Source organism: Maribacter sp. 4U21 (genome assembly GCF_002742365.1).
Classification (GTDB): domain Bacteria; phylum Bacteroidota; class Bacteroidia; order Flavobacteriales; family Flavobacteriaceae; genus Maribacter.
On record NZ_MDGN01000038.1, the window covers coordinates 80,566 to 93,218 of the forward strand.

Annotated in this window: 13 protein-coding genes; 6 read left to right on the top strand and 7 right to left on the bottom strand. The window is 39.8% G+C overall.

Annotated elements, in window-relative coordinates:
* Positions 1 to 7 precede the first annotated feature (7 nt).
* The 4 genes from BFP77_RS07490 to BFP77_RS07505 are packed head-to-tail and all read left to right on the top strand — an operon-like array spanning position 8 to position 3,823.
* Positions 8 to 949 carry a tetratricopeptide repeat protein gene (locus BFP77_RS07490; protein ID WP_099573414.1) on the top strand — a complete coding sequence of 314 codons (942 nt, stop codon included), beginning with the start codon at positions 8 to 10 and terminating at the stop codon, positions 947 to 949.
* Between the two features lie 3 nt (positions 950 to 952).
* Positions 953 to 1,738: a DUF4292 domain-containing protein gene (locus BFP77_RS07495; RefSeq protein ID WP_099573415.1), complete on the top strand. Its 786-nt coding sequence runs from the start codon at positions 953 to 955 to the stop codon at positions 1,736 to 1,738.
* Position 1,739: 1 nt separating this feature from the next.
* Entirely contained in the window at positions 1,740 to 2,969 is a 1,230-nt protein-coding gene (locus tag BFP77_RS07500; protein WP_099573416.1) for a murein hydrolase activator EnvC family protein, read from the top strand.
* Positions 2,970 to 2,980: 11 nt separating this feature from the next.
* Positions 2,981 to 3,823, top strand: coding sequence for an aldo/keto reductase (locus BFP77_RS07505; protein WP_099573417.1), 843 nt, complete (start codon positions 2,981 to 2,983; stop codon positions 3,821 to 3,823).
* Positions 3,824 to 3,865: 42 nt separating this feature from the next.
* Here BFP77_RS07505 and BFP77_RS07510 read toward each other — a convergent pair whose 3' ends face one another.
* Positions 3,866 to 4,381 (bottom strand): acyl-CoA thioesterase, encoded by a 516-nt coding sequence (locus BFP77_RS07510; RefSeq protein ID WP_099573506.1) that lies wholly within the window; start codon positions 4,379 to 4,381, stop codon positions 3,866 to 3,868.
* Positions 4,382 to 4,497: 116 nt separating this feature from the next.
* Positions 4,498 to 5,451, bottom strand: coding sequence for an SPOR domain-containing protein (locus tag BFP77_RS07515; protein ID WP_099573418.1), 954 nt, complete (start codon positions 5,449 to 5,451; stop codon positions 4,498 to 4,500).
* A 91-nt stretch (positions 5,452 to 5,542) separates the two neighbouring features.
* Between BFP77_RS07515 and dprA the strand changes: the two genes are divergently transcribed.
* A complete protein-coding gene (gene dprA, locus BFP77_RS07520; protein ID WP_099573419.1) occupies positions 5,543 to 6,661 on the top strand; it encodes a DNA-processing protein DprA in 1,119 nt (372 codons plus the stop codon).
* 214 nt (positions 6,662 to 6,875) lie between these two features.
* On the opposite strand, the gene trpS is transcribed toward dprA, so the two are convergent.
* The gene (gene trpS / locus BFP77_RS07525; RefSeq protein WP_099573420.1) at positions 6,876 to 7,844 is read right to left on the bottom strand and encodes a tryptophan--tRNA ligase; all 969 of its coding nucleotides are present in this window, start codon (positions 7,842 to 7,844) and stop codon (positions 6,876 to 6,878) included.
* 72 nt (positions 7,845 to 7,916) lie between these two features.
* Between trpS and BFP77_RS07530 the strand changes: the two genes are divergently transcribed.
* On the top strand, positions 7,917 to 8,669 hold the full coding sequence (locus BFP77_RS07530; RefSeq protein ID WP_099573421.1) for a lysophospholipid acyltransferase family protein: 753 nt from the start codon (positions 7,917 to 7,919) through the stop codon (positions 8,667 to 8,669).
* Here the strand turns inward: BFP77_RS07530 and BFP77_RS07535 are convergent.
* The 4 genes from BFP77_RS07535 to recA all read right to left on the bottom strand — a co-directional run bounded on the left by BFP77_RS07535 (position 8,666) and on the right by recA (position 12,345).
* Positions 8,666 to 10,222, bottom strand: coding sequence for an outer membrane beta-barrel protein (locus BFP77_RS07535; protein WP_099573422.1), 1,557 nt, complete (start codon positions 10,220 to 10,222; stop codon positions 8,666 to 8,668). The genes BFP77_RS07530 and BFP77_RS07535 overlap by 4 nt on opposite strands.
* 39 nt (positions 10,223 to 10,261) lie before the next feature.
* Positions 10,262 to 10,825, bottom strand: coding sequence for an RNA polymerase sigma factor (locus BFP77_RS07540; RefSeq protein WP_099573423.1), 564 nt, complete (start codon positions 10,823 to 10,825; stop codon positions 10,262 to 10,264).
* A 26-nt stretch (positions 10,826 to 10,851) separates the two neighbouring features.
* Positions 10,852 to 11,265, bottom strand: a complete 414-nt coding sequence (locus tag BFP77_RS07545) for a hypothetical protein (RefSeq protein WP_257212901.1) — start codon at positions 11,263 to 11,265, stop codon at positions 10,852 to 10,854.
* Between the two features lie 72 nt (positions 11,266 to 11,337).
* Entirely contained in the window at positions 11,338 to 12,345 is a 1,008-nt protein-coding gene (recA, locus tag BFP77_RS07550; RefSeq protein WP_099573424.1) for a recombinase RecA, read from the bottom strand.
* Positions 12,346 to 12,653: the final 308 nt, after the last annotated feature.

A 12,653-nucleotide genomic window follows, 5' to 3' on the forward strand; every position in this document is an offset into this window, starting at 1 on the left:
TTAAGGTATGAAGAATGAATGTATTTTTTTGTTGCTTTTTTTAGGAATAAATTTTGTTCCAGCTCTTTCTTATGCTCAAGAGGAAAATGAAATTAGGGTAGAAGAAAGTGCAGAGGTGTTTTTAGAGGACTATTCCGATGATTTTCAAGAAAACTTCTTTGAGGCATTAAAACAGAAAGGAATTCAGAACTACGACAGGGCCATTAATTTTTTGCTGGAATGCAAACGATTACAACCAGAAAACAAGGTGGTTGCCTATGAACTTGCAAAGAGCTATCATTTAGATAAAAAAAATATACTTGCACAGGAATATGCAATTGAGGCCTTGAACAGTGAGCCTGAAAACTACTGGTATTTGCATACTTTAAATACCATAGTGGGGAAACAAGGAAATACTATACGTTCCTTAGAAAATCTAATTCCGTACAATAATGCGGTACTGAAGGAAAATCTTGCTCAAATCTATTTCAAGGATGGCAAATTAGAAGCTGCGCTTGCGGTTCTAAAAACACTTGAAAGCTCAAAGAACAGGATGGACCTAGAGCAAAAAATAAACGACTCCCTCCAGAAGAAAGACGCAAACAAACAAACGGTTTCCTATACGGCAACGGCAAGAAACAATACGTCCAACAGCATAGAAAATTATAAAATGAGAATAAAGGGGCTGATGAAAATGAACGGCGGCAATTTAGGCCTAGTGCAATTAACAGAGGAAGCTTTAGAGAGCTATCCTTCACAACCCTATTTTTATTACGCTAGCGGATATGCACTGAACAGAAACAAAAAGCACAGAGATGCAATTGAGTTGTTGGAAGTAGCTTTGGATTATTTGATCAACGATATTGCCTTGGCCAATAAAATTTACAAGGAACTATCAGATGCCTATAGTGCTATAAGCAATCCATCAAAGGCAAATATGTACCTTAGTAAGATTAAACCCGGATTTTAAGTTATGAGAGGGAAAATAAATACATACCTAAAACCTTTCCTTTATGGTATTCTTACACTTTTCGTTTTGTCTTGCAAAAGCACAAAATTGGTGTCGGATGGTACGGTAGATGAGGGTTTGTCGTCCAAGTCAATCATAAGGGCCCATTATCAAAACCAGCCCACATTTAAAACCTTAAGCGGAAAGGTCAAAATCGATTATACCGATGGTGAGGACTCGCAGAGTTTTTCCGTAAGCCTTCGCCTGGAAAAGGATAAAGCTATTTGGATGAGCGCTCCCTTGGGTATTGTTAAGGCCTACATTACCCCAAATAAAGTCTCTTTTTATAACAAATTACAGAATGAGTATTTTGATGGGGATTTTTCCTATTTAAGCGACCTGTTGGGAACGGAAGTAGATTTTAAGACTGTCCAGAACTTACTCTTAGGACAAGCGCTGTTAGATTTAAGGGAAAGAAAATACGAAGCTTCTATAACCGGGGAGCACTACAGACTTTTTCCAAGGGCTAACGAGGTACTTTATAAAACACTTTTTGAAATAGAGCCCAAAAATTTTAAAATGGCCTCCCAGCAACTTTCGCAGCCCTTAAAGAAACGTTTGCTAGAAATCAAATATGAGAATTACCAGCGTATTGGTGATGAGGTATTGCCCAACACCATTAACATCAATGCCGTGGAGAAGAATACGGAGAATAGGATTCAGTTGGAGTATCGAAATTTAGAGTTGAACAGGACCTTGAATTTCCCTTATAAAATTCCCAAGGGATACGAAGAAATAGTACTGGAGTAAGATGTATTTTAAAGCGGTAACATTTAAGATAGTTCTTTTTATGCTGGTCGTGCTGACCCAGGACTTATATGGGCAAACTAGCGAACAGAAAGCCTTAGAAGAGAAGCGAGAGCAGCTTCAAAATGAAATCCGGGATATCAATCGCCTGCTTTTTGCGGAAAAGAAGGAAAAAGGAAACGTTTTGGACCAAATGGAAGCCTTGGATAAAAAAATTATCGTAAGGCAGCAATTGATTCGGGTTACCAACCAACAATCTAACCTACTGAACAGACAGATCAACACCAACATCAGGAATATTGGTAAGCTGAAGAGCGAATTACAAGAGATAAAAGACCAATACGCTAAAATGATACAGAAGTCGTATCAGAATAAATCCAAACAGAACAGGTTAATGTTCCTATTGTCCTCGGAAAGCTTTTTTCAAGCATTTAAGCGCTTACAGTATATGAAACAGTATACCGACTACAGAAAAGAGCAGGGGGCTCAGATTATTGCAAAAACGGATGAACTAACACGACTGAACAGTGACCTTAATGAAGAACGAAAAGTAAAAGAAGTATTATTGGCACAGAATAGAAAGGCCAAAAATAAGCTCTTTGGAGAAATACAGGAGCAAAAAGCACTTTTAGGAACTATACGCAAGAACGAAAGTAAATATAGTAGTGCCATTAACAAGAAAAAACGGGAAGCACGAAAAATAGACCAACAGATTGAAAAGCTTATTCGAAGCGCCATAGCTGCCTCTAACAAGAAGTCCGGAAAGAAGAGTACCAGTGCTAGTAAGTTTGCACTTACTCCTGAGGCTACGTTAATCGCCAAGAACTTTTCCTCTAATAAGGGTAAGCTTATTTGGCCTGTGGAGAAAGGAATAAAAAGTCAGGGTTTTGGTATTTATAAAGACGCCGTATATCCCGGCATTAAGCATCAGAGCAACGGCGTAATTATTGCCACCGACCCCGGTGTCAAGGCGCGAGCAATTTTTGAAGGGGAGGTCATTGCTATTTTAGCCGTTCCGGGTGGAAATAAAGGGGTGCAGATTAAACATGGTAATTTTATCAGTACCTATTATAATTTGGCAGAACTTTATGTAAAAAAAGGGGATAAAGTGGGGATTAAAGAAGAATTGGGTACTATATACACCAACAAAACTAACGGACAGACACGCTTAAAATTTTATTTATATCAGGATACGTCCAGACTGAACCCTGAGGAATGGGTGTATCAACTTTAGAAAAAGAATAGATGAATAGAAATACAATAACAGATATCAAAGGAACTTTTACGCTACATAATGGCGTAGCAATGCCCTACCTTGGTTTGGGTACTTACCAAGCCGATAACGAGCAGGAGGTGGTCGATTCGGTTAAAGACGCATTAGAAATAGGGTATTGGCATATAGATACGGCATCGGTATATAAAAATGAAGAGGGCGTTGGTAAAGGAATTAAGGAAAGTGCTGTAGCTAGGGAAGAAATTTTCGTTGTTAGTAAAGTGTGGAACGCAGACCAAGGTTATGATAGTACTATAAAGGCTTTTACGGATAGTTTGGAACGATTGCAATTGGATTATTTAGACCTTTATCTTATCCATTGGCCCGTAGCAGGTAAATTCAAGGACACGTGGAAAGCTTTGGAACATTTATATGCCGAGAAGAAGGTAAGGGCAATTGGCGTAAGCAATTTTTTGCAGCATCATCTAGAAGAGGTGTTGAGCGATTGTAAGGTGACACCTATGGTAAACCAAATGGAATTTCACCCCTATGTAGTACAGCAGGATTTAATCGATTTCTGCAATAAAAATACCATTCAGTATGAAGCGTGGTCGCCCTTTATGCAGGGTAAGGTTTTTGACTTGGATATCTGCAAGGAATTGGCGGATAAGTACAACAAATCCGTAGCTCAGGTGATACTGCGTTGGAACCTTCAGAAGGGAGTGGTGACCATTCCAAAATCAGTCCACAAAAATCGTATTGCTTCCAACGCTGCTATTTTTGACTTTGAACTTTCCGAGGAAGATGTAACATACTTAGATAGTTTGGACAGAGGGGAACGTATTGGACCACACCCAGACCATTTTGACTTTTAATTTAACCTTTTCAAAGTTTATAATATATTCCCGCTTGGAGTCCTAGGGGGCTATAAACAAAGCACGTAATTCTGTGGCTTCATTGGGTTTCATTTTCCCAGCGAGAACAAGGCTCAGTTGTTTTCTTCTTAGAGCTCCTGCAAAACGCTCTTTCTCCAAATCGGTGTCCGGAGAGAGTTGCGGTACTTCTGTGGGCTTACCAGTCTCGTCCACGGCCACAAAAGTATAAATGGCTTCGTTCGCTTTAGTGCGCTCGCCGCTAAAACGATCTTCCATCCAAACATCAATATAAACCTCCATTGAGGTCCTAAAAGAACGGGAAACGGCAGCTTCCACGGTCACTACGCTACCTACGGGCACTGCCCTGTTAAAAGCAACGTGATTCACAGAAGCCGTAACGGTAATACGACGACTGTGTCTTCTAGCGGCAATACTTGCAGCGCGATCCATACGTGCCAAAAGTTCCCCCCCGAACAAATTGTTCAGTGGGTTGGTCTCACTGGGGAGCACCATATCGGTCATTGTAGTTCTAGAATCTGAAGGTGTTTTGGCTTCCATTGCATTAAATTTTTCCATACAAAGATACGTGTCAAAAAGAGATTTTTGGGCGGTATTCGGTAAAAGAAAAAAGCAGGTAGAATTTCAAAATATTCTCCTTGGGACGGTAGCCGACCTTACTTTTCAGAAAGTAACCAAGCGTCCGAGGATTGCGTTCGCTTAATTTCTCTTAATGCGCTCAAAGCCTCCTGCGCATTTTCGTAACGGTCGTAGGTCACCATGTGAAGACCATAGGCATTGGTTCCATAGTATGCGGCCTTATAGCCTTTTTGTTGTAGTGTGGCTATTTTTCTGTCAGCATTCGCCTTAACACGGAAAGCTCCGGCAACAATATGATGACGGGCCGTATTGTTTTCTACGGTAGAAACGGCATCTACATTTACGGTAGGTAATTCTAAGGGCGCAGTATTGAAAAAAGTAGCCTCTTGTATCTGCCGGGTCACTTCTTTTTGAGCGTCTTGCCTAACTAACCGCTCGTTAACCATGCCTTTTTCATAGGCACGATATCCCGTAAGACCTGTAGACAAGGCCAAGAGTAAAATTCCCGCATATTTTAAATAGGGCCGAAAAGATGTGGTTTCTCGTTTTTCAGGACTTATGATAAACGGAATGTCCTCTTCCAAAGCAATAATTTCCTCTTTTAAAACTTCGCGTGTTACGGGAATTGAATTAAAAGATGATAGGCCAAAGGAAGATGTCAAATAATTAACCTCTGATGAAGGTTGAAATTGTACCTTATTTTCCGCACCGGTCCATAACAGACCAATTTTTGACAAGCTTAATTTTTCACCTTCTGTTAATTTCTGGCTCCATTTTTTAGTAATCCCTTCAATTTGTGAAAGTGCATCCTCAAAAGTAATTTTTTCCGATTGTGCTATATGGGAGACCAGAAGGCCATCATTGGTAATCAACTGCTCGTTGAACGCAATAGACTTTGAAGGGGCAAAAAAGGTGTTTGTAGTATCATTGATGCGTGCAGCTATCTTTTGTGTAAGGAAAGCCCCAAAATTTGGGACCACCACACAATTGTACCTGTATAGCAAGTCGCTGATATAGTGTTCTAGTACCATATGAGGCAAATATCAAAAAAAAATAGAGGCATAGAAACTCATAGGATAACTTTTTATTAACATTAATTTTTGTAGTATTTTGTGGGCTGTCATGATAAATTTCCAACATACTACGGCTGAGTTGATTGCAATTTTAAGATTGCAACATGTTCCTAATATTGGAGATGTAATCGCTAAAAAGTTAATTGCACATTGTGGTAGTCCAGCGGCAATTTTTGAGGCTAAACGGCATCAATTGCTCAAAATTGATGGTATTGGCACCCAGACCATAAAGCATTTGTTCGATGCGGCACACTTAGAAGCTGCGGAAAAAGAGTATACATATTGCAATACGAATGCTATAGAAGTCAACTATTTTAAGGACGATGATTATCCGGATTATTTAAAGCATTGTATCGATAGCCCCATTCTTTTGTTCAAAAAAGGGAAAATAGCTTTGGAAAAACGAAAAGTGATCAGTGTTGTGGGTACGCGGAATATTACGAGTTACGGAACGGCTTTTTGTGAACAGTTCATTGCGGACATTGCGCCCCTTAACCCTATTATAGTAAGCGGATTCGCCTATGGAGTGGATATCTGTGTTCAGCGAGAAGCTATGAAACACGGGTTGCAGACTATTGGCTGTTTAGCGCATGGGTTAAACCAGATATACCCTAAAGTGCATGCCAAATACCAGACAGAGGTTTGTGCCAATGGTGGTTTTTATACTGAATTTTGGAGTACAAGTAATCCGGAACGGGAGAATTTTCTAAAACGAAATCGGGTTATAGCAGGAATGAGTGAGGCTACGATAGTGGTAGAATCTGCCGAGAAAGGGGGTAGCTTGGTCACTGCCGATATTGCGAACAGCTACAACAGGGATGTTTTTGCAGTACCCGGAAGAGCTTCGGACAAATATAGTCTAGGTTGCAATAACCTGATTAAAAAACAGCAGGCCCATATGTTGACATCTGCGGCGGACCTCATTTATTTATTGGATTGGGATTTGGAGGAAAAGGAAACGAAAACGGTACAAAAGCAATTATTTGTAACCTTGGACGACCTAGAACAAACGATGTACAACTATCTACAAAATAATGGCAAGCAACTTTTGGACACTATCGCTTTAGAGTGTAAGCTGCCCATTTTTAAGACTTCATCTACCTTGTTGACCATGGAAATGAAGGGCGTTATTCGTCCGTTACCAGGAAAATTATTCGAAGCAATTTAATTATTTACAAACCGATTAGTTTACCAAAGAGAAAACAACTTTCGAATTAGATGATATATAGGCACCTGTCGTTAAAACAAGGCCTTTGAACCCTATAGGGCTGCTATTCCTGAGTAGTGTATTGTTAAAGAACCGACTACTAGGTCGGTTCCTTAATTTTTCTCAAAATATTGGACTTAATTAATCCCCCTCCTTTGGAGGGGCTAGGGGAGGCCTAATACCCTAACTTTTCCCTCACTCTTTGCAAAACGCCATCGGCTACCTTCTTGGCCTTTTCAGCACCAAGGGCGAGTGCCTCATCTACATCGTTGAGGTTGTTCATATAATATTCAAACTTTTCACGGGGCTCTTCAAACTTGTTCAAAATAACCTCGTAGAGCGCCTGTTTTGCATGGCCGTAACCGTAATTTCCTGCCAAATAGTTAGCGCTCATCTCCTCTATTTGAGGTTGGGAAGCCAGTATTTTATAAAGAGCGAACACATTATCCTTAGCAGGATCTTTGGGGTCTTCCATAGGCGTACTATCAGTCTGAATGCCCATAATCTGCTTACGAAGTTTTTTATCCGTTTGAAAAAGATTGATCAGATTGCCCTTGCTCTTGCTCATCTTGGCCCCATCCGTTCCGGGAACATACATGGTTTCTTCTTGAACTTTTGCATCGGGTAGTATAAAGGTTTCGCCTAGTTGCGCATGAAAACGAGAGGCAACGTCCCGAGTCATCTCCAAGTGTTGTAATTGGTCTTTCCCTACTGGAACGATGTTGGCATCGTACAGCAAAATATCCGCTGCCATGAGCATAGGATAACCAAAGAGTCCGGCATTTACATCTTCCAAGCGATCGGCTTTGTCCTTAAAGGAATGTGCCAGTGTTAATCTTTGGTAAGGAAAGAAACAGCTGAGATACCAAGCCAGTTCTGTTACTTGGGGTACATCGCTTTGTCTGTAGAATACGGTTTCTTCTATATCCAGACCAAAGGCAAGCCAAGTGGCCGCGGTAGCATAGGTATTGTTCCGTAATTCAGTACCATTCTTTATTTGTGTTAGCGAATGCATATCCGCTATAAAGAGAAAAGATTCGTTCTTGGGGTTCTGTGCCATTTGTATGGCGGGAATAATAGCGCCGAGGATATTGCCTAGATGAGGTGTTCCCGTACTCTGTATTCCCGTTAAAATTCTTGCCATTGCTGTCGTATTCTAAGCGAGTAAAGATAAAACAAATCAAAAAATAAGAACCGAAATAACTATTTTTGATTTATGCTCAAAATGGTTCAGCGTATAGGCCAGACTTTTTACCGTATTTGGTTCTATATCATGGTGGCTATCCCCATATTCATTTTCTTTCCCTTACTACTAGTTTCTGTTTCTAGGGAAGCTTGGTACCCTAAGTTCTTTTGGTTGGCACGTAATCTTTGGGCAAAACCAATACTTTATGGCATGGGATGCCCTCCTAGCGTTACCTTTGAACAACCTATTTTAAAAGGGCAGAGCTACATGTTGGTCGCCAACCATACTAGTATGTTGGATATAATGCTCATGCTCTACGTTAGTAAAAACCCCTTTGTGTTCGTTGGCAAGAAAGAACTGGTGAAAATACCTGTTTTTGGATTTTTTTATAAACGGGTATGTATCATGGTAGATAGAGAGGATACGCAAAGCAGGACCGGCGTTTATAGAAGGGCCCAAAGACGCCTACAACAGGGTCTGAGCATTTGTATTTTTCCCGAGGGTGGCGTGCCAGAAGAGACCGTGATTTTGGACTCTTTTAAAGACGGCGCTTTTAAAATGGCCATAGCACATAAAATACCTATAGTTCCCATTACTTTTTACGATAACAAAAAACGATTTTCGTTCACCTTTTTTAGTGGAGGTCCGGGAAGGACTAGGGCCAAGGTGCATGAATTTTTTGAAACGGGTATTTTGGGGGCAGAGGACAAGTCTACCCTTAGAGAAGAAGTGCGCGAAGTTATTTTGGCCGATTTAAAACTGTACAATGCCCGTACTATTTAAAATCTAAAGCTAAGCCCGCTGTATATACCTAAGGAATAGGGGTTAAAAGTACCATCTGTCTCAGAGAATGTATTCAGTTGATATTTAAACACAGGCTCTAAGTTGAATTGTACTTTAGGCGAGAATTTATAATTCACCCCGAGACCCACATTAGCACTAAAATTTAGGTCGTTTACATTATTGGCCTCACCCATTTCCGTCGTTAGACCTCCAGATGTAAGGGCTACGGAGTTGTCTATCAAGAACAAGGAGCTAATTCCGCCGATAAGATTTACCCCGAACTTATTGTCCACAAGGGCATAATTGAGTTCTACCGGAACCTCAACATATCCTAATTGTTGGGACATTACCCCGTCTCTTTCCGGGTTTTGAGCCGACACATCTATAGCTTCGTTACTAACGACGGCATTTGCGTTCCCACCTTTTCTACTAGATACCACCAGATTTTTTGAGGTTGCAGAATAATTAATATTGTCAATTTGACCATTGGTAGAAGCTACTAAGGAAGAGGAGAATGCAACATCGTTCGTATCATAGCCATAATCTACCTTATGCACTCCCGATCTAACGGTAAGCTTAGGACCTATCTCGTAAGCAACCGACAATCCATAGCTAAGATTGATATTCCCCGATTTAGAATTGGGAACGAATATGGAATGTACAGAAGAGCCTTCCCCGATCGCATTAAAATAAACGGGAGCTACACTAGGGCCAGCGGACCATTTTTTGGTATTACCTTTAGCAACCACTACGGCCTCTTGTTCCTCGATTTCTTCGAAGATGGATTTTTTCTTAGGGTCTTCAATTATTTCCTCGGTTTCTTTCTCGTCATCTGCATTTGCAGCTAGAGCTGTTTCAGGATTACTGGTAGTAGTAGTTTCTAAGCTTCTATCTTTTGGAGAAACATCAGTATTTGATAGTTCCTCCTGAAGCACCTTCTCCTTTGTAGTGCGATTAGATTGCGCAATTTCAGTCTCATTGGCAAATACGTCATTCGTAAAATTTGAGCCCTTGTTTTGTTCTTTTTTACTCTTTTTGACCGGACTCTTTTCTTTTGTTTGCGCTACGGTTTCTTCGTTAGAATTCCAATTGTCCGTAGCTATCTTCGATTTTTGCTTTGACATATTTTGGTCGCTATCGGATCTACTCTCTTTAACTTTAGGCGTATTGGCCAATTGTATCACATTTTTCCCAGGATTATGTTCCATTTCTTCTTTGGAAGTAATAGCTGTAGTATCTACAATACGAGTATTGAAATCTGCTTTTTTGATTCCTGTAGAATCAATAGCGTTTGTATTTATCTCAGGTGCATTATGTTCTACGTCCGTTATTATTTCTTCTGTTGTATTGTTTTCCGCAAATGGATTGAACAGTACAAACCCAATTAACAAAGCTGCGGCGATACCGCCTAGTTGCCACCACAACGGCAGCACACGTTTTTTATTCTTTTTGTTCAATGACGCCTCAATGGATTTCCAGACATGTTCGTCGGGAACTTCCTTGAAGTCCAAGAATGTATCTTGGAATAGTTCGTCTAATTTCTTTTTGCCCATCTTTTTAAGACTTTAATTTTTTATTCTGATTCTTTAGAATCATATATAGCTTCCCAATAGTATTACCATCCCGATAATTGATTGAGAAATTTTGTTTTCTATTTTCTCTTTTAAGAGCATTCGTGCCCTAGCAAGATTAGATTTTGATGTTCCGGTGCTAGTACCCAGCAACTCACCTATTTCTTTATGTGTGTACCCGTCAAGTACGTATAAATTAAAAGTTGTTCTGTATTTATTGGGAAGCTCCCTTATGTATTCCAACAAGGTCTGTAATCCAATATCCTCAAAAGAGGAATCCACGGTTACTTCTTCTTCCGTATTTTCATGCACAACATTTAAAGGTTCTTCCTTTCTGTATTTTTGTAACACGGTGTTTACTGTAATTCTTTTCATCCAGCCTTCAAAAGACCCTTTGGACTTATACTGCTCAATTTTATCATAAATGGTCATAAAACTATCATGCAAACTGTCTTCCGCTTCGGTCTTGTTCTTGGAATATTTAAGACAGATGCCAAAAAGAACAGCGGAATATTTTCTATACAGCTGAGCCTGCGCCTTTCGGTCGCCCTTTTTACAGTTATGTATGAGCTGTTCTAGACTCACTAAGATTGGTTGGATTAAGTTGGTTTTTAATTTACGGGCACAATTATTTCAAGGAATTCAGCTTCCCCATCACTATTTTCTCCTTGAAAAAATTTAAAGGTATACGGTTGGTTGTAGATGACCGTAAAATTAAAAAATGCCTCTTCTGTTGTAACTATCTGTGTGCATGCCTCTATGTCCGTTCTAACAGAACCTATGGCAACGATATTTCTTGTAGTGGTATCTTCGTCACTTATATCGAAACCCTCATAAGCGGTGCAACCGTCAGGCAGGTTATAGGTAACGTTTATTTGATAGGTCTGATTTAGTTCAAACGATTCCGGGACATCGGCACTGATTATTTGTAATGCCGTAAAATGAAAATTTGGACCATCATCATTGGAGCAACCACACAGCAATAAAGTAAAACATATCACCAGGAAAATAACTTTTCTTCCCATTACGATAATTTCTTTTCTTTAAAGATGAAAATCTATCCTAAAGGTTGCGTAAACCTTGCAAAAAATGATGTATTAGGAGTTAATGGTATTAATGGCCTCCCTAATTTTTACATCTAATTCCTCAAAAAGTTCAGGATTGTCTAGCAACAATGACTTTACTGCGTCCCTACCTTGACCTAATTTTGTATCTCCGTAGCTGAACCATGAACCACTTTTTTTGATGATTTCATACTGAACACCCAAGTCTATGATTTCTCCTACTTTGGAAATACCTTCGCCATACATGATATCAAACTCAGTGGTGCGGAAAGGAGGCGCAACTTTGTTCTTTACGACCTTTACCCTTGTTTTGTTTCCTTGAACATTACCGTCCGTATCCTTTATCTGGGTGGATCTTCTAATATCCAATCGAACGGATGCGTAGAATTTAAGGGCATTACCGCCAGTAGTAGTTTCTGGATTACCGAACATAACACCAATTTTTTCCCTCAACTGGTTAATGAATATAACGGTACAATGCGTTTTGCTGATGGAACCCGTTAATTTCCTCAAGGCTTGCGACATTAAACGGGCATGTAGGCCCATTTTTGAATCGCCCATTTCTCCTTCAATCTCACTTTTTGGTGTAAGAGCGGCAACGGAATCTATTACTACAATGTCAATAGCTCCGGAGCGAATTAGATTGTCCGCAATTTCCAAACCTTGCTCCCCATTATCCGGTTGGGAAATAATTAAGTTATCAATGTCTACCCCTAATTTTTCGGCATAAAAACGGTCAAAAGCATGTTCCGCATCTATAAAAGCGGCAATACCACCGTTTTTCTGAGCCTCCGCTATAGCATGTAGTGTTAATGTAGTTTTACCAGATGATTCCGGACCGTATATTTCAATAACTCTTCCACGCGGATATCCACCTACTCCCAAGGCAATGTCTAACCCTAAAGAACCTGAAGGTATCACCTCAACATCCGCAACCACGCTATCTCCCATTTTCATGACAGCACCCTTACCATAGGTCTTGTCCATTTTATCCAACGTTAGTTTAAGGGCTTTTAATTTTGCATCTTTTTCGGAACTCATCTTTTCATTTTTAGGGTAGCTAAATTAACACTTCTTTTTTGAAAAGAATAATATAGCGTGCTATTACGCAACCATTTTCTATAATTGTTATCTTATTTAAAAAGTCTGTTGGTTATTTGGTTATAATCCGTTGTTTTTAGTGTCAGCGGAGATTGGTGGCTATCTCCTTTTATCATTTTCAAAGAATGCTATGAAGAAGAAAAATGGAATAGCCGAATGAAGAGTCTTGAGTAATCAAGGCTCTTTTTGTTTTTGATAAGCTTTTTTTAAAAGCTGCGCTTGGACTAAGAAAAACTGATTTTTGTACC

What these genes read in the sequence shown, in the direction of transcription:
- BFP77_RS07510 (WP_099573506.1), bottom strand. Translation starts at nt 4,381, where the DNA reads ATGGAAGCCAAAACACCTTCAGATTCTAGAACTACAATGACCGATATG.
- BFP77_RS07495 (WP_099573415.1), top strand. Translation starts at nt 953, where the DNA reads ATGAGAGGGAAAATAAATACATACCTAAAACCTTTCCTTTATGGTATT.
- trpS (WP_099573420.1), bottom strand. Translation starts at nt 7,844, where the DNA reads ATGGCAAGAATTTTAACGGGAATACAGAGTACGGGAACACCTCATCTA.
- BFP77_RS07500 (WP_099573416.1), top strand. Translation starts at nt 1,740, where the DNA reads ATGTATTTTAAAGCGGTAACATTTAAGATAGTTCTTTTTATGCTGGTC.
- BFP77_RS07535 (WP_099573422.1), bottom strand. Translation starts at nt 10,222, where the DNA reads ATGGGCAAAAAGAAATTAGACGAACTATTCCAAGATACATTCTTGGAC.
- BFP77_RS07515 (WP_099573418.1), bottom strand. Translation starts at nt 5,451, where the DNA reads ATGGTACTAGAACACTATATCAGCGACTTGCTATACAGGTACAATTGT.
- recA (WP_099573424.1), bottom strand. Translation starts at nt 12,345, where the DNA reads ATGAGTTCCGAAAAAGATGCAAAATTAAAAGCCCTTAAACTAACGTTG.
- BFP77_RS07505 (WP_099573417.1), top strand. Translation starts at nt 2,981, where the DNA reads ATGAATAGAAATACAATAACAGATATCAAAGGAACTTTTACGCTACAT.
- BFP77_RS07490 (WP_099573414.1), top strand. Translation starts at nt 8, where the DNA reads ATGAAGAATGAATGTATTTTTTTGTTGCTTTTTTTAGGAATAAATTTT.
- BFP77_RS07545 (WP_257212901.1), bottom strand. Translation starts at nt 11,265, where the DNA reads ATGGGAAGAAAAGTTATTTTCCTGGTGATATGTTTTACTTTATTGCTG.
- dprA (WP_099573419.1), top strand. Translation starts at nt 5,543, where the DNA reads ATGATAAATTTCCAACATACTACGGCTGAGTTGATTGCAATTTTAAGA.
- BFP77_RS07530 (WP_099573421.1), top strand. Translation starts at nt 7,917, where the DNA reads ATGCTCAAAATGGTTCAGCGTATAGGCCAGACTTTTTACCGTATTTGG.